This window comes from Chloroflexus sp., from assembly GCF_056331925.1.
The window spans coordinates 22,709-38,976 of the sequence record NZ_JBWGQH010000023.1 but is presented as its reverse complement, the minus strand read 5'-3'; the positions used below and the strand labels follow the sequence as shown (position 1 = coordinate 38,976).

The window sequence follows — 16,268 nt, the reverse complement described above, 5'->3', positions numbered from 1 at the left end:
CTACCTTTGCGCTCTTTGCGTCTCTGCGTTTTAGGTCGCTTTGCTACCTTTGCGCTCTTTGCGTCTCTGCGTTTTAGGTCGCTTTGCTACCTTTGCGCTCTTTGCGTCTCTGCGTTTTAGTGCTCCCCGCGCGGGCGTAGCTCAGTTGGTAGAGCATCTGCCTTCCAAGCAGAATGTCGCCGGTTCGAGTCCGGTCGCCCGCTCCATTTTCCCCTCCGCATCCTTGATTTCCCGCTCTCTATATTTAGTGAAACATAGCATCCGATATGTTTCACTAAAAGAATACATTTTGACATAAGGTAACCCCTTTTTTCGTCTACCAATGCTACCACTGCGTTAACATTTCTCTATCTTTCGCCTGATGCAATCATAACACGGCTGTGCTATGGTGATCATGGCGCATCGGTATTGACCGATGATCGTTCATCTGCCGGTTAGCGCCGGCTTGCGCCTGCGTGAAGCAGCGTGTGCGGCCGATGCCTTCCCACTGAGAGGTTCGATGCGCCGACGGGAAGCATCTCGCACAGATGTACGGTCGTCTTTGAGAGGAGGGTGCTGTATGTTTACTCGTCTGCTCAAGTTCTTACGCCGGCTTAGCCAAATCCACCCTGCCGTGATCGCGATTGCGCCTGACCGCACGTGGTAACGAGTACGGTACAATTGAGTAAGGACTCGTTTATCGTATGAGGAGCGCACTATGGCCCGTGTTGGCATTTATGGCGCAACCGGATACACCGGAATTGAGCTACTCAAGCTGCTCTTTCGCCATCCAGAGGTGGAGATTGCCTTTGCCACTGCTCGCTCGGCGGCAGGGCAACGCCTCAGCGAGGTCTTTCCAATTGTGAGCGATTTACGGCTTGTTGCGGTGGAAGAGGTCGATCCTACCGGTGTCGATCTCGTCTTTACGTGTCTCCCGCACAATACCCCCGAGCTTATCCCGATTGTGCAACGTTCACTTGCGGCCGGTGCGAAGGTGATCGATTTCTCCGATACCTTCCGAATCACCGATCCCGATACGTACACAGCTCGACGGGGTAAACCACACCCGGCACCAGAATTGCTCGCCATAGCGGTGTATGGCTTACCGGAACTCCACCGCGAACGGATTCGTCAGGGGCGGCTGGTAGCGAATACCGGATGTTATCCATTGACCGCCATTCTGCCACTGGTGCCATTAGTCCGCGCCAACCTGCTCGCCGACCCAACGGTGATTGTCGACAGCAAATCCGGCGTCTCCGGTGCCGGTCGTTCGCTATCTCTCAAAACCCATTTCGGTGAAACGCACGAGACGTTTAGTGCCTACAACGTCGGCCGCGTTCATCGCCATCTGGCCGAAATGGAGCAAGAGACCGGCTTGCACATTATCTTCGCACCGCACCTCTTGCCCGTCTTCCGTGGCATCCTGTCAACGATATATGTCAACCTGAAACCAGATGTCGATGACACGACGCTCGCTGCCGTCTACGCCGACGCTTACTCTACCGAACCGTTTGTTCACGTGTTACCGGCCGGTCGGCTACCGGAACTGCGCCACGTCCAACATACCAATCATGTGGTCATCGGCTACCAGATGGTCGAACCGGGGCGAGCAATTGTGGTCGCAGTCGTCGACAATTTGGTCAAAGGCGCATCAGGACAGGCCGTGCAAAATATGAACCTGATGTTAGGTTTCCCCGAAACCACCGGATTACCCCTAATGTAGGGACGCACGGCCGTTGTAAACGCACGGCGTGCGTCCCTATAACGGCCGTGCGTCCCCCCCACCACCATTCATACATTACGTCAACGCCTTTTCATTCTCCCGATCGAAGATGTGCATCTTCTCCATATCGAAGACGACCTCGATCGTATGACCAGTCCGAGCCGTTGAGCGCGGATCAAAGCGGCCAATGAATTCTTTGCCGCTATTCTCAACGTAGGCGTAGATTTCAGACCCCATCGGCTCAACCACGTTGACCGATGCTTTCACCTTCGCCCGCTCGTCCACGCCACGCGGCACATAATGGGCATCGTGCAGGTCTTCTGGGCGAATGCCGAAGTAGACCGTCTTGCCGATATGACTGCTCACGTGATCGAGCTTGCTCTGTGGTATCGGTAAAACAAACTCTTTCCCGACCACCACACTTACCCCACCGTCAGTACGTTCGAGCCGCGCCTCGAAGAAGTTCATTGCCGGGCTGCCGATAAAACCGGCGACGAACATATTCGCCGGGTGATCGTACAGGTTCTGTGGTGTGTCGATCTGCTGCAAAATCCCATCACGCATCACCGCAATGCGCGAACCCATCGTCATCGCCTCAGTTTGATCGTGGGTCACGTAAATGAAGGTGGTCTTAAGCCGCTGATGGAGCTTGCTAATCTCGGCACGGGTTTGCACGCGCAGCTTGGCGTCGAGGTTCGAGAGCGGCTCGTCCATCAAGAAGACTGCTGGGTCGCGCACAATCGCACGACCAAGTGCGACCCGCTGACGTTGCCCACCGGATAGCGCTTTTGGCTTGCGGTCGAGCAGGTGGGCGATACTGAGCATCTCGGCTGCCTCTTTTACCCGCCGGTCGATTTCTGCCTTTGGGACGCGGCGCAGCTTGAGACCAAACGCCATGTTGTCATACACACTCATATGTGGGTAGAGAGCGTATGACTGGAATACCATTGCAATGTCGCGATCTTTGGGTGGAATGTCGGTGACATCACGATCGCCGATGAAGATACGGCCTTCGGTCACCTCTTCCAAACCGGCCAGACAACGTAACGCCGTAGACTTCCCACAACCCGATGGTCCGACCAGCACGAGAAACTCTCCGTCGGCAATGTCGAGGTCGAGATTCTTGAGGACGGTTACTTCACCGAACCGCTTCCACACGTGATCGTACTTGATTGAGGCCATGACCGCTTACTCCTTGGCAAAACAGACGATACCCCTAGTGGACCACACGCGATGGCGTGGCAGTCGAATGACGGATAACCAACCGTAACGGCAGCAACGTTACCGGCAGCGCCGGCCGCTGCTCGATATGGGCAATTAGATAACGAGCGAGTGTTGCACCGAGATCACGACGTGGCGCACGCAGGGTTGTCAACGGTGGGAAGGTATGCGCAGCGAGTGGCAGATCGTCGCAACCGACGACCGATATGTCACGACCTACCGTGAGACCGGCATCGCGGATGGCGTGCATTGCCCCAAACGCAAGCGTATCACTTGCTGCCAGTACCGCCGTAGGTGGTGTGCGGGCTGCCAATAGCTCTTGCATTGCTACCATGCCATCATCTTCACTGCTACCGGCTTCAATGACCAACGCCGCTTCACGACGTAAACCGGCAGCATGTAACGCAGCGCGATATCCGGCGTAAAACGGTTCGCTGATGCTGAGATACGATGGAGCCGCTAACAGCGCAATCCGCCGATGACCAAGCCGGATCAAATGTTGGGTCGCCTGCTCTGCCCCGGTGCGGAGGTCGTAGCCGACAATCGGACATGTAACGCCGGCTACCGGCGCACCAATGGCGATGGTAGCAACTCGCGCCGCGGTCAGTAACGCCGGCCGCTCATCCTCGATCTGTAAATCAAAGAGCACAAGACCGTCAACCCGGCCACTACGCGCGAGACGCACGGCTAATTCAGTTTCGCTTTCGGTATCGGTGGGGGCAGCCAGCAAGAGGCAATAACCGGCCGTCGTAGCCGCTTCGCTGAGACCGGCAATGATTTCAGCCGTAGCCGGATCGGCTAACCGCCCGGCAATGCCAGGCGCAACGACGCCAATGGTGCGGGAACGGGTGCGGAGGGAACGGGCACTATGGTTGGGTTGGTAGCCCAGTTCGGCAATTGCCGCCAGTACGCGCTCGCGGGTGGCTTCACTGACCACACCGGTGCCGTTGAGGACATACGAGACGGTAGCGGTTGATACGTGTGCGCGCCGGGCGACATCTCTGATGGTAGCCACAACGGTTGCTCCGCACTTCGAGAACTTAACCGATTAACCACTTAATCGGTTAAGTAGACTATAGCATGGGGTAACTACCTTTGTCAAGTACACCATCAGCATACATTGAGCGGGGTACATGCTCACGTACCCCGCTCGTTATGCTGCTCCACTTCACCGTCAGATGGTCTTATTCCCCGAGCCACAAGCGGATCAGCCGCCGACACTCATTCGGATGCTCTATCGGTGGCAGATGACCACAGACCGGGATAAGCTCACGCTTGGCAGTCGCTATGAGTGCCTGTGCTGCTGCCAGCTCTGCCGGCCGTACCAGCCGATCTGCTTCACCACCGATCAGGAGTGTCGGTGCGTTGATGGTCTGTAATCGCCGCTGCAAAAGCGGATCGGCGGCCATTGTCTGCATGGTGATATACATGCGACCATCGGCACGACCATGGTCGGCCAGGTACGCTTCCCACAACGCCGGATCTGCCGGCGGACTGGCCATGAGCCACGCTGCCATCAGTTGATCGATGGCCGGCATTCCCACAGCCCAACCGGCCCATGTGTTGATCATCGGGCGGGCAAGACCAAGGAAGAGGTCGAATGGTGTACGCACAACGGCCAGGGTGAGGACATCAGGCGTGCCCGGCCGAACTCCAAAACTAACGAGGATCAGCTTGCCGACCCGAGCCGGTTGCGTGGCTGCAACCGTTGCAGCGACTCCTGCCCCAAGCCCGTGCCCCATCAGATCGAAGCGACGTAGCCCCATGGCATTGGCAAAGGCTACCACCTCATCGGCCAGCGTCGCCAGCGTCGGTGCTCCACCACGCGCTGGTGAACCACCACACCCCGGCAGATCGATCGCGTAGCCGGTACGAATGTCGGCTACGCCGATCAACACGTCACGCCATAGCTGACCTGATGCACCAACACCATGGATTGCGATCAGTGGCAAGCCTTCGCCGACACGGCGGTAATATAGTGGCCCGTTTGCCATCCGCACGACTGCCGTCTGAACCGTGGCCTGTGTGGTCGACAAGCGCAAACCCTGTCCGCGGACAATCTCGTTACCCGCCGGAGACATTTCACCAACCTCTGCCTGAGACGGTACTGAAAGACGTAATCCTTGCCCGCGTCGGATCAGCCCGCGCGTTTCATCTGCCATACCGTTCCTCCAATTCAGTTACCAGTGCAGCATACGCCTTCGCTCCCGTACTGTTCGGTGCAAAGGTGGCAATCGATACACCGGCAGCCGGTGCTTCGGCAAGACGAATGGTAAAGGGTATGACGGTTGTAAAGACGAGATCACCGTACTGCGACCGTACTTGCTGCTCAACCTGCTGGCTCAGGTTGGTCCGTCGGTCGGCCATCGTGCAAATGATGCCACCCAGCCGAAGCGGTGGATTAATCTCACGTACCAGTTCGATGGTCGCCTCGAGCTGCGGCAGTGCCCGTAGAGCGTAAGCGTGCAGTTGCAACGGTGCAATGACCGAATCGGCAGCGGCTAATGCGTTTAGGGTAAACAAGCCTAAACTTGGCGGTGGATCGAACAGGATATAATCGTACTCGTTTTGCGCAGCCCGCAACGCTTTACGCAAGAGTAATTCACGCCCGACCCGTCCTGATAATTCGAGTTCGGCACCAGCCAGATCGAGTGAGGCCGGGATGAGATCGAGGCGATCGGCGATCGAGCGGGTTGCGAAACCGATACCGTGTTCCGGGTTAAGCAGCACTTCATACACACTATACGTTATGGTGTTGAGATCGACTCCCAACCCCTGGGTAAGGTTAGCCTGTGGGTCAAGATCGACCAACAACACCCGCCGCCCCCGGTTAGCCAGCATAACACCGAGATTGAGAGCCGTCGTCGTTTTACCGACACCACCTTTTTGCATTGCCAGAGCGATGGTACGAGCCATACCTGCTCCACCGCTTCACCAAAACGTGTCCGAACATAGTTGATTGTACCGTTAAGAGTAACATCAGGCCATAGTTGACATTCCGTCCGTAACATTCCATAATCGCGTTGAAAACAGATAATTACCTACACGTTACTTCCTGCTGCTGTACTAGGAAACCGCTATGAAAAAACTTGGCGTGATCGACCTCGGTTCGAATACGACGCGGCTTATTGTGATGGCGTATGAGCCGGGATATAGCTTTCGCCTCACCGATGAAGTCAGCGAAACGGTACGCCTCGCCGAGGGGATTGGGCCGTCTCGTATGCTGCAACCGACACCCATTCGCCGTGCCGTCGAAGCGCTGCGTATGTTCTACTCACTCTGTCAGTCGACCGGTGTTGATCATGTGATCGCCGTTGGAACGAGTGCCATCCGCGAAGCCGCCAATCAAGATGAGTTTTGGACGGCATTGCGCGAGGTAACAGCGCTCGACTTACGGATTATCTCGGCAGAAGAGGAGGCATATTTTGGCTATTTGGGTGCAATCAACGCCTTACCCCTTCATACTGGCGCCCTGTTCGATACCGGTGGCGGTTCGACTCAAGTCATGGCGGTGCGCAATCGTGAACTCACCCAGAGTTTTTCTGTGCAAGCCGGTGTCGTCCGCTTTACCGAGCAGTATGTGCAGAGTGATCCGGTCAGCCGCGCCGATCTCCGCCGGTTGCGTGAAGCCGCGCGTACAGCATTTGCCCCGATCGATTGGATCGCCGACCTCAGCGACGGTAAATTGGGCGGGATCGGGGGCACCGTGCGTCAACTGGCCCGGATTGATCAAAAAATGCGCCATTACCCGCTTGAACGGGTGCATGGTTATGTCCTCTCCCGTGAGGCAATCGAACGCATCATTGAAGAATTAGCCCGTCGCTCACGCCGCGATCGTTTGCAGATCCCGGGAATGAAAGAGGAGCGGGTAGATATTACCCTGGCCGGTGCTGTGATTATTGCAACATTGATGGATCGCGGAGGATTCGCTAGCCTGCTGGTGAGCGGTCAAGGTGTGCGCGAAGGTATTTTCTATCAGCACTTCCTCGCCGATCAACCACAACCCTTGATCGCCGATCCACGAGGTTTCAGCGTGCTCAATCTCGCTCACCTCACCCACTACGAACCTCAGCACTGCGCGCGTGTTGCCCACCTGAGTCTGTCGTTGTTCGATCAGTTAGCTCCCCTCCACGGCTACGGTGCCTGGGAACGTGAGCTCCTCGGCTATGCCGCCATCCTTCACGACATCGGTATCAGTGTTGGCTATTACGACCATCACAAACACGGTGAGTACCTCATCCACAACGCAACATTGCTCGGCTTCAGTCATCGCGAGATCGTGATTATCGCCAGTTTGGTACGTAATCATCGCAAGGGCTGGGGTGAATTAGCCCCCTACGCGCCCATCCTAACCCCAGACGACGAAACCCGCATCGCGCGTCTGAGCGCAATGCTGCGCTTGGCCGAATACCTTGAGCGAAGCAAAAGTCAGATTGTGCGCGATGTGCGCGTACACCTCGGCGAAGAGATCGTCATTGACATTCTGGCCGATGGTGATGCGCACGTGGAAATCTGGGAAGCCTCGCGCCGGAGCGGGCTGCTCCGGCGTAGCTTTGGGCGTGATGTGCAGATCAGAGCCGCATGAGCGTATGCTATAATGCCTTAAAGCAACAAAGAGGAAGTTGTTCATGCGGTGCCCAATTTGCCACTTTCCAGAGACCGATGTGATCGATACCCGTAAGCTGTATGAGGGCGAGGTGATACGTCGCCGGCGAAAATGTCGCGCCTGCGGACGACGGTTTACGACCTACGAGCGGATCGAATCGGTTAGTCTGATGGTCGTCAAAAAGGACGGTACCCGTGAACCGTATGATCGCGAGAAGATCGCCCGCGGTGTGCGCACCGCCTGCTACCGTCGCCCTGTTTCGGCTGATGCGATTGAGCAATTGGTCAATGAAGTAGAAACAGCAGTGATGGCAACCGATCAGCAAGAAATTAGCTCGCAATTCATCGGTGATGCGGTGATGCATCGATTACGCGATCTCGATGAAGTGGCTTATATCCGGTTTGCCTCGGTGTATCGCTCGTTTGCCGACATCGGTAAACTCCGGGAAGCAGTTGATGAATTGTTAGAACGCGAAGGTACTCGGAACAGTCATTTATCGGCTGTCACCACCGATCAGGGCACCACCGATAACCACAGCCGTATGTAATCGTTAGATGAGGATTGGGGACTATGAACGTCGAAACGACACCACAACCGGTGTCAGAACCAACCGTAAAACCGTCGTTATGGCAACGGATTGTTCATTCGTTTCGGGCCATCGAGTGGCTTCAGGTGCTGCTGGTTGGCCTGATTACGGCCATTGCATGGTGTTCGCTCTTCTTGGCCAATAATTTCTTGCAGATTTTGGCCGGTGTCGTGCCGGTGTTGGCCGGGATCTATCTCGGTCGCAAGATTCGGAGTGAACCGTTAGCCAACGGTCTTGCCCTTGGCATAGTAACGTTTCTCTTCGGCTTGGCGATCATGGCCGGCTACGGGTTGGTCGGTGAGGCCGGTATCGCTCCGATGCCGGTCATCCAACTCGACACCGCGCAGCCACCGGCTCCCGCGACATTGATAGATTTACTTACCATCTATTTCATCTTCTCGGCATTTGCCCTCATTCCATTCCCGGCATTTGGCACCGTTATGTCGGCGCGGGCCGAAGAGCGGAATCGCCAGATGCAACGGGAAATCGCCGAACGCGGCGGACGCCTCGAACGCCCCGGTGTGGTCCGCACGCTCGAAGACCTGCAAGGACTGTCGCTGCCTCAGTTGGGGTCGTATGTGCTGAACCTCTTTCGCAAGAAGGGCTTTGAGTTTACGGATTATCGTTTTACCGATAAAGACAAACACCTCGATCTCTTCCTTTCTTATGAAGGCGTGCCGTATCTCCTCCGCCTCTCAGTGGCCGATAAGGTTCGACCCGGTACCCTCGAGAGTTTGTTGCAAGATATGAAGCGGTTGGGTGTGCCAAAAGGCGTTGTTATTACGTCAACTGAATTTACGCCTGATACCGTCAAAGCGGCCGGTGGCCGCCGTAATGTGATCCTGATCGATGGCAAGACGCTGTTTGCGATTGCAGAGGGGTAGCCGACCATGCTCCTTGATCTGAATGGGCGCGTTGCAATTGTCACCGGTGGTAGTCGCGGTATTGGCCGCGCAATCGCCGAGCGGTTGGCCGCAAGCGGTGCGGCTGTCGTGGTGAATTATCGCGGTAACGCTGCTGCCGCCGAGGAAACGGTCACCGCAATTCACGCTGCCGGTGGCAGGGCGGTAGCCGTGCAGGGTGATGTCGGCCAGCCGGCTGATGTCGAACAGATTGTCAAAACGACCCTCGAACAGTTTGGTCGAATCGATATTCTGGTGAATAACGCCGGTATTACCCGCGATACGCTCATCCTCCGTATGAAGGAGAGCGATTTCGATGAGGTTATCGCAACCAATTTACGCGGTGTCTTTCTCTGTACACGCGCAGTGCTACGCCCAATGACCAAGCAGCGGTTTGGTCGGATTATCAATATTACCTCGGTGATCGGTTTGATCGGCAATGCCGGTCAAGCGAACTACGCGGCGGCAAAAGCCGGTATCATCGGTTTCACCAAATCCACTGCCCGTGAGATGGCAAGCCGTGGGATTACGGTAAACGCTATCGCTCCCGGGTTTATCGAAACTGAAATGACCGCCACGCTCAGTGAGGAGACGCGCAAAGCTATTCTGGCAACAATCCCCCTCGGCCGGTTCGGCCAGCCGGCCGAAGTTGCGGGTTTGGTGTGTTTCTTGGCCTCTGATGCCGGCGCATATATCAGCGGTCAAACGCTGACGATCGACGGCGGGATGGTGATGTCCTGATGATTCGCAAAGTTCTTGTAGCAAACCGCGGCGAAATTGCCGTGCGTATCATTCGGGCCTGCCAAGAGTTAGGCATTCGGACGGTCGCCGCTTATAGTACTGCCGACCGTGATTCGCTCGCTGTTCGTTTAGCCGACGAAGCGGTGTGTATCGGGCCGCCCCCACCGGCAAAGTCGTACCTCAATGCGCCCGCACTGATCAGCGCTGCCCTGATCACCGGCTGTGATGCAGTCCATCCGGGCTACGGCTTCCTCTCGGAGAACCCCTATTTTGCCGAGATGTGCGCCGATTGTAATCTGATCTTCGTCGGTCCACCACCTGAACCGATCCGTCTGATGGGGGATAAGGCGATTGGACGCGAAACCATGCGTAAAGCCGGTGTGCCGACCGTACCCGGATCGGACGGCGAGGTACGCTCGCTCGATGAGGCAATCGATATTGCACGCCAGATCGGCTACCCCGTCTTACTGAAACCGTCCGGTGGTGGCGGTGGGCGCGGCATGCGCGTCGCGTATGATGAAGCCGATCTCCAACGTGCCTTCGCAACCGCCCGCGCCGAGGCCGAAGCAGCCTTTGGCAATGGTGCGCTCCTCTTGGAAAAGTATCTAACCCGGGTCCGCCACGTCGAAATTCAGGTGCTCGCCGATAAGTACGGTCACGCCATTCACCTTGGTGAGCGCGATTGCTCCGCGCAACGTCGTCACCAGAAGATCGTCGAGGAAGCACCATCACCGGTTGTGACCCCTGAATTGCGGGCACGAATGGGCGCCGATGCGGTGCGTGGGATTACGTCGATCGGGTATGTCAACGCCGGTACCCTCGAGTTTCTCCTCGATGAAGAGGGTAACTATTACTTCATCGAAATGAATACGCGCATTCAGGTTGAACATCCGGTAACCGAACAAGTGACCGGCGTTGATTTGGTGCGTTGGCAGTTGCTGATCGCCAGCGGTGAACGCTTGACGCTGCGTCAAGAAGACATTACAATAGCGCGGCACGCTATCGAATGCCGGATTAACGCCGAGGATCCGGAGCGTGACTTCTTACCGGCAAGTGGCGAGGTGGAGTTCTATCTCCCACCTGGTGGCCCTGGAGTGCGGGTTGACTCGCACCTCTACTCAGGATATATGCCACCCGGTAACTATGATTCGTTGTTGGCGAAAATTATTACCTTTGGTGATACACGTGATGAGGCGCTTAACCGGATGCGGCGAGCGCTGAATGAGTGTGTGATTACCGGTATCAAAACAACCATCCCGTTCCAATTGGCGTTGATCGACGACCCTGAATTTCGCGCCGGGAGGATCCATACCGGCTATGTCGCCGAATTGCTCCGCCAATGGAAAGAGTCACTCAGCCCGGCGTAAGTCGGTCTGCGGGATGTGTATGGGGAGGGTACGCTTGGCAAGTCAGCGGCATCGCGTGCGGATCGCAGCGCTACAGATCCTGTTCGAGGTCGACGAAACCGATCACGCAATCGATCAGGTACTCGAACGCCGACTTACTGATGAACCAATGTCGGCTGAAAGCGCTGAGTTTTTGCGTCGCCTGGTGTTCGGTGCTTGGGAACATCGATCGTACCTCGACCGGATTATCGAGGAAGCAGCTCCAAACTGGCCGGTCAACCACATGCCCGGCGTCGATAAGGCAGTGTTGCGGATCGCACTCTTTGAGCTGTTGATCGATGAGGTAGAGAAGACGCCGATTAAGGCAGTGATTAATGAAGCAGTCGAACTGGCAAAAGAGTTCGGCAGCGATAATTCTAGTCGGTTTGTGAACGGCGTGCTCGGTACGGTAGTGACCCGCTACCTCGCCGAGCGCGAGGCAAATGAGGGATAGGTCTTTTTGAAAGGAAGGAATACAACGAGTATGGCTTCGCCTGAAATGGAGGAACGCCTGCGCAAGATTATTGTCGATCAGCTCGGCGTGGATGAAGCGCAGGTCGTGCCGAGCGCATCGTTTACGAAGGATTTAAACGCCGACTCGCTCGATTTGGTCGAACTGATTATGTCAATTGAGGAAGAGTTCGGTGTCGAGATCCCTGATGAAGATGCCGAGAAGATTCAGACGGTCGCCGATGCGCTCCAGTATCTTGAAACACATCAGAGTAATGAGTAGGTAGCATACCGACGCGTATATCTGAAAGGGGTGAGGTATGGCCTCACCCCTCTTCGTGTCTGTTCCACGCCTGGACCGTCACGAGATCGTCAACGGATGTGCCACCCCATTGACGATGACGGTATACTCGCCAGGCGTAAACGTCCCCTCGATCATCACCCGTTGATCGAACACGGGAGCAATCGCCGCACATACCTCGGCACCACTATGGATAGCCTTCACGGTTATCGTGATAGTGTTGCCGTCACGGTGCTGGATAATGCTGGCTAACGTTGTGCAACCATCGCCTAAATGCCCGACAATGTGTGCTTGCACCCGCGGTGGATTGGATTCCATTACCACCAAATCAACCCGATCAATAGTTATTATACCCGGTCGCAAAGACTGTACACACGCTGTCAGCAAGAGCGTCAATCCGATAATAACCACGATAACCAAGCGACGGATCATGCTCCCCTCCTCTATCTGTTAGCTTATCCATTGTGCAGACGGTAGCAACAACCGATTGGTTCCTAATCGGTATCTTGTCCATGACAACGTGGTACAATGGAACATGCTATGGAACAACGCTGTCTGTATGATTACAACCTCGCTGAACTAACTGAACTCCTTAAAGGGTGGGGGGAGCCATCGTTTCGCGCTCGCCAACTCTACCGCCATTTGTACGTGAACCTCACCGCTAGCATCGAGCGGATGACCGATCTCCCAGCCACCCTACGCGTTCGCCTGGCCGAGCTACCGCTTTCAACATTGCGTCTCGAACGAGTACAGACCGGCGATGCGGGTCTGACCCGTAAAGCCTTATTCCGTTTGCCCGATGGCGCAGTGGTCGAGACGGTGTTGATGGTCTATCCCAACCGTTCAACGGTTTGCGTTTCAACCCAAGCCGGTTGTGGGATGGGTTGTGTCTTCTGCGCAACCGGTCGGCTGGGCTTGCTGCGGAACCTAAGCAGCGGCGAGATCGTGGCGCAAGCGATATGGGCCTCGCAAGAACTGCGCACGATGAATGCCGCCGGTCCCACCGGCAGAGTGACCAATCTGGTCTTTATGGGGATGGGTGAACCATTCGCTAATTATGATCGGTGGTGGCAAGCCGTTGAACGATTGCACGACCCGCAAGGCTTTAACCTTGGCGCCCGCAGTATGACCGTCTCAACCGTCGGGCTGGTGAAAGGGATTGAGCGATTGGCGAACGAACGATTGCCGGTCAATCTTGCGATCTCGCTCCACGCACCTGATGATACCCTGCGGAGCGAATTGATGCCGGTCAATCGCCGCTATCCCATTGCTGAACTGATGGCGGCAACGCGACAATACATCACCAAAACACGACGACGGGTTTCTTTTGAATATGTTCTGTTGCAAGGCAAGAACGATCACCCGCATCAGGCCATCGCTCTCGCCCGTCTGCTGCGACGCGAAACTCCACCGGGGCCAATGCTCGTTCACGTTAATCTGATCCCGTGGAATCCGGTACCCGGTACGCCCTTGGGACGTTCAGAATGGGAACGGGTGACTGCCTTTCAGCAGATCTTGACCGACTACGGTATCCCCTGTACCGTGCGGGTTGAACGTGGCATCGAGATTGCTGCGGCTTGTGGTCAGTTGGCCGGTCAAACCACACTGATGGTTGAGATAACGTAGAATGTACGTGGTTGCTCGATAAATGCTGTAGAGACATGCCATGGCTGTTATGCAAAACGTGAAAGGAATGCGCGATCATCTGCCGACAGATATGATGCTGCGGCAGTATATCGTTAGTACGCTTACCCGTATCAGTGAAGCGCACGGCTTCGAGCCTTTACAAACCCCGATTATCGAGTATGCCGAAACGCTTGAGGGCAAGCTTGGCGAGGATGAAAAGCTGATTTATCGCTTTGAAGATCATGGTGGACGTCGGCTGGCGTTACGCTACGATCAGACCGTACCGCTTGCCCGTGTGACTGCCCAATATGCCGGCCAGTTGATGTTACCTTGGCGTCGCTATGCCTACGGGCCAAGCTATCGGGGTGAACGGCCCGCGCGCGGACGCTATCGCGAGTTTTACCAGTTTGATATCGATATCGTTGGTAGTGCCTCGCCGTTGGCCGATGCCGAGATTGTCGCAATGCTGTGTGAAGCGCTTTCGACGCTCGGCTTTCCTGACTTTGTGACCCTGCTCAATCACCGCCAGATTATCGGTGGGATTGCGCGCGTCAGTGGTCTCTCGGAGGAAGCTGCCGGTGGGGTCTATCGCGCTATTGATAAGTTCGACAAGATCGGTGTCGCCGGCGTCCGTAACGAGTTGCTGAAAGCAGGCGTCGATACCGGCGCTGCTGATCGGATTCTCGAACTCGTGCAGATCGATGGCTCCGCCGACGAGGTACTCGCGGCACTTGCCCAACGTCTCGCCGACGACGAGCGGGCTGTCGCTGCGATTGCCAATCTGCGTTCAATCCTTGACGGTTTAGCTGCAATGGGGGTGCCGACCGATCAATACCGTGTTGCGCCACGTCTCGCCCGGGGTCTCTCTTACTATACCGGTGTCGTTTTTGAGGCAACAACCCCGCACTGGCCAGAAGGTTCACTGCTCGGTGGTGGTCGGTATGACGACCTGATCGGTCTGTTCGCCGGACGTACCATCCCCACGGTAGGCCTTGCGTTCGGTATCGACCGTCTCCACGATGTGATGCTCGAACTCAACCTTGGCCCACGCCCGCGCACGACTGCGGTCGCGTATGTTACCCTGTTTAGTGGAGATTACGTCGCAGTCAGCCTCACTTTGGCCGCCGAACTGCGCGCTGCCGGGATCAATACACTCATCGCCCTCGAACCGGGCAACCTCGGCAAGCAATTCAAAGAAGCTGATCGCCGTGGGGTTCGCTTTGCTCTCGTCCTTGGTCCCGATGAGCTAGCACGTGATGAAGTGGTGGTGAAAGATCTCCAGCGTGGTGAGCAACGTTCACTCCCACGTGCCGCCGTTGCCGGTTTGCTGGCCGAAGCACTTACTGAAGGGAAGTAGATAACTGCTCGGGCGACAGAGCTGTCTGCCCGAGCTGACCCTCTATGAATACAACCCGACCGATCTTTATCTTACTGCTTGCCGGTACAAGTTACCTCGCTGCCCAAACAACCGGTCAGCGTCTCTTTTTTCATCTCAGCTATATTCTGGCCGGGCTGCCCCTCGTGGCGCTGATCTGGACGTGGCTTAACTTACGTGGTCTGCGCATCGAGCGCGCCCATACCTCCTTGCGGGCCAGCGTTGGTGAATATATCCGCGAACGGATTACCATTCATAACCGATGGTGGTTACCCAAACTGTGGATCGAACTCCACGATGAGTCTGATCTGCCGCAGCACGAGTCCGGTTTCGTAACCTACTTGGCAGGCCGCGAATCAACCCGTTGGACAACCCGCACGCTCTGTACCCAACGTGGCCGATTTCGCCTCGGTCCAACCCGCGTTATCAGTAGCGATCCGTTTGGCCTCTTCCGCTTCTCACGCCTGATCCCCGGTAGTGGTGAACTTATCGTCTACCCCGCCTCTGAAATCATCGCTACATTCCGCCTCCCCTCTGCCGAACGGTCCGGCGGTGCGAGCAATTTGGTGCGTGTCCACAGTGTTACCCCCAACGTTGCCACCATCCGCGATTACCAACCCGGCGATGGCTTCAACCGCATTCACTGGCGCAGCACGGCTCGTTACAACCGTCTCATGGTCAAAGAATTCGAGCTTGATCCGGCGGCAGACATCTATCTCATTCTCGACCTCAATGAACAGGCAGTCACGCGGATCGACGCACCGACGCTGCTCGCTCATGAACGGGCCGGTGTACCGTGGTGGCAGCGCCAACCGACAATCCACCGTCACGTCTCTCCCATCTCAACTGAAGAACAAGCCGTCACGGTAGCGGCATCGCTCGCGCGCACGCTGCTCAACCAAGACCGAATCGTTGGGCTTTTAGCGTGGGGCGAACGGCTGGAAGTCATCCCCGCCGAGCGTGAGGAACGTCAATTATGGAAGATGCTCGAACTACTGGCCGTCTTACGTGCGACCGGGCAACACACCCTTGCCGAACTCCTCATCGCTGAAGGACAGCGCTTTGGACGCGACACAACACTGATCATCATCACTTCTGATCTCGATCCCCGTTGGCTGGCAGCACTGCAACACCATCTCTACCGCGGCACACACGCCGTTGTTATCTTCATCGATCCGCAGAGTTACGGTGGCCGTTACGATCCGGCGCCTCTCCTCAACCACCTTATTGCCCTACATATCGATGTGTATCGTCTCCAACGAGGTGATGCACTGGCCGATGCATTACGGCAACCGATCGTGGTAACAAGGTAAACGTGTTACGATATTCACCCTCTTGTTCGTTGACACGTTGCAACTTGTTTTCAGTCCATG

At 56.2% G+C, this 16,268-nt stretch carries 17 protein-coding genes and 1 tRNA gene; 13 read left to right on the top strand and 5 right to left on the bottom strand.

Annotated features, from left to right (window positions below):
- The first annotated feature begins 130 nt into the window (after positions 1-130).
- The 3 genes from AC01ZF_RS12670 (at position 131) to argC (ending at position 1,702) form a co-directional block, all read left to right on the top strand.
- Positions 131-206, top strand: a tRNA-Gly gene (locus tag AC01ZF_RS12670).
- Between the two features lie 209 nt (positions 207-415).
- Entirely contained in the window at positions 416-646 is a 231-nt protein-coding gene (locus AC01ZF_RS12665) for a hypothetical protein (RefSeq protein ID WP_424675107.1), read from the top strand.
- A 51-nt stretch (positions 647-697) separates the two neighbouring features.
- Entirely contained in the window at positions 698-1,702 is a 1,005-nt protein-coding gene (gene argC / locus AC01ZF_RS12660; RefSeq protein WP_424675106.1) for an N-acetyl-gamma-glutamyl-phosphate reductase, read from the top strand.
- Between the two features lie 75 nt (positions 1,703-1,777).
- Here the strand turns inward: argC and AC01ZF_RS12655 are convergent, their stop codons facing one another.
- The 4 genes from AC01ZF_RS12655 to AC01ZF_RS12640 all read right to left on the bottom strand — a co-directional run bounded on the left by AC01ZF_RS12655 (position 1,778) and on the right by AC01ZF_RS12640 (position 5,839).
- Positions 1,778-2,884 (bottom strand): ABC transporter ATP-binding protein, encoded by a 1,107-nt coding sequence (locus AC01ZF_RS12655; protein WP_476575393.1) that lies wholly within the window; start codon positions 2,882-2,884, stop codon positions 1,778-1,780.
- A 34-nt stretch (positions 2,885-2,918) separates the two neighbouring features.
- Positions 2,919-3,938: a LacI family DNA-binding transcriptional regulator gene (locus tag AC01ZF_RS12650; protein ID WP_424675104.1), complete on the bottom strand. Its 1,020-nt coding sequence runs from the start codon at positions 3,936-3,938 to the stop codon at positions 2,919-2,921.
- A gap of 169 nt (positions 3,939-4,107) precedes the next feature.
- Entirely contained in the window at positions 4,108-5,085 is a 978-nt protein-coding gene (locus AC01ZF_RS12645; RefSeq protein WP_476575392.1) for an alpha/beta fold hydrolase, read from the bottom strand.
- Positions 5,075-5,839, bottom strand: a complete 765-nt coding sequence (locus AC01ZF_RS12640; protein ID WP_424675102.1) for a ParA family protein — start codon at positions 5,837-5,839, stop codon at positions 5,075-5,077. Before AC01ZF_RS12640 ends, AC01ZF_RS12645 begins: the two co-directional genes overlap by 11 nt.
- A 163-nt stretch (positions 5,840-6,002) precedes the next feature.
- Here AC01ZF_RS12640 and AC01ZF_RS12635 point away from each other — a divergent pair, with 163 nt between their 5' ends.
- The 7 genes from AC01ZF_RS12635 to AC01ZF_RS12605 are packed head-to-tail and all read left to right on the top strand — an operon-like array spanning position 6,003 to position 11,876.
- Positions 6,003-7,508: a Ppx/GppA phosphatase family protein gene (locus AC01ZF_RS12635; protein ID WP_424675101.1), complete on the top strand. Its 1,506-nt coding sequence runs from the start codon at positions 6,003-6,005 to the stop codon at positions 7,506-7,508.
- Between the two features lie 43 nt (positions 7,509-7,551).
- The gene (nrdR, locus tag AC01ZF_RS12630) at positions 7,552-8,076 is read left to right on the top strand and encodes a transcriptional regulator NrdR (RefSeq protein ID WP_424675100.1); all 525 of its coding nucleotides are present in this window, start codon (positions 7,552-7,554) and stop codon (positions 8,074-8,076) included.
- 23 nt (positions 8,077-8,099) lie between these two features.
- Positions 8,100-8,999 (top strand): restriction endonuclease, encoded by a 900-nt coding sequence (locus AC01ZF_RS12625; RefSeq protein ID WP_287907001.1) that lies wholly within the window; start codon positions 8,100-8,102, stop codon positions 8,997-8,999.
- A 6-nt stretch (positions 9,000-9,005) separates the two neighbouring features.
- Positions 9,006-9,758, top strand: a complete 753-nt coding sequence (gene fabG, locus AC01ZF_RS12620) for a 3-oxoacyl-[acyl-carrier-protein] reductase (RefSeq protein WP_424675099.1) — start codon at positions 9,006-9,008, stop codon at positions 9,756-9,758.
- Positions 9,758-11,125, top strand: a complete 1,368-nt coding sequence (gene accC / locus AC01ZF_RS12615; RefSeq protein WP_424675098.1) for an acetyl-CoA carboxylase biotin carboxylase subunit — start codon at positions 9,758-9,760, stop codon at positions 11,123-11,125. Before fabG ends, accC begins: the two co-directional genes overlap by 1 nt.
- Before the next feature lie 19 nt (positions 11,126-11,144).
- Positions 11,145-11,597: a transcription antitermination factor NusB gene (gene nusB / locus AC01ZF_RS12610; protein WP_424675097.1), complete on the top strand. Its 453-nt coding sequence runs from the start codon at positions 11,145-11,147 to the stop codon at positions 11,595-11,597.
- Between the two features lie 30 nt (positions 11,598-11,627).
- Entirely contained in the window at positions 11,628-11,876 is a 249-nt protein-coding gene (locus AC01ZF_RS12605) for an acyl carrier protein (protein WP_012615598.1), read from the top strand.
- 78 nt (positions 11,877-11,954) lie between these two features.
- On the opposite strand, the gene AC01ZF_RS12600 is transcribed toward AC01ZF_RS12605, so the two are convergent.
- A complete protein-coding gene (locus AC01ZF_RS12600; RefSeq protein WP_476575391.1) occupies positions 11,955-12,326 on the bottom strand; it encodes a hypothetical protein in 372 nt (123 codons plus the stop codon).
- Between the two features lie 96 nt (positions 12,327-12,422).
- On the opposite strand from AC01ZF_RS12600, the gene rlmN reads away from it, so the two are divergent.
- Genes rlmN through AC01ZF_RS12585 form a run of 3 tightly spaced genes read left to right on the top strand, consistent with a single transcriptional unit; the run spans position 12,423 to position 16,208 of the window.
- Positions 12,423-13,520 (top strand): dual-specificity RNA methyltransferase RlmN, encoded by a 1,098-nt coding sequence (gene rlmN / locus AC01ZF_RS12595; protein WP_428112448.1) that lies wholly within the window; start codon positions 12,423-12,425, stop codon positions 13,518-13,520.
- 40 nt (positions 13,521-13,560) lie between these two features.
- A complete protein-coding gene (gene hisS, locus AC01ZF_RS12590) occupies positions 13,561-14,877 on the top strand; it encodes a histidine--tRNA ligase (RefSeq protein WP_428112446.1) in 1,317 nt (438 codons plus the stop codon).
- Between the two features lie 44 nt (positions 14,878-14,921).
- The gene (locus AC01ZF_RS12585) at positions 14,922-16,208 is read left to right on the top strand and encodes a DUF58 domain-containing protein (RefSeq protein ID WP_428112445.1); all 1,287 of its coding nucleotides are present in this window, start codon (positions 14,922-14,924) and stop codon (positions 16,206-16,208) included.
- Positions 16,209-16,268: the final 60 nt, after the last annotated feature.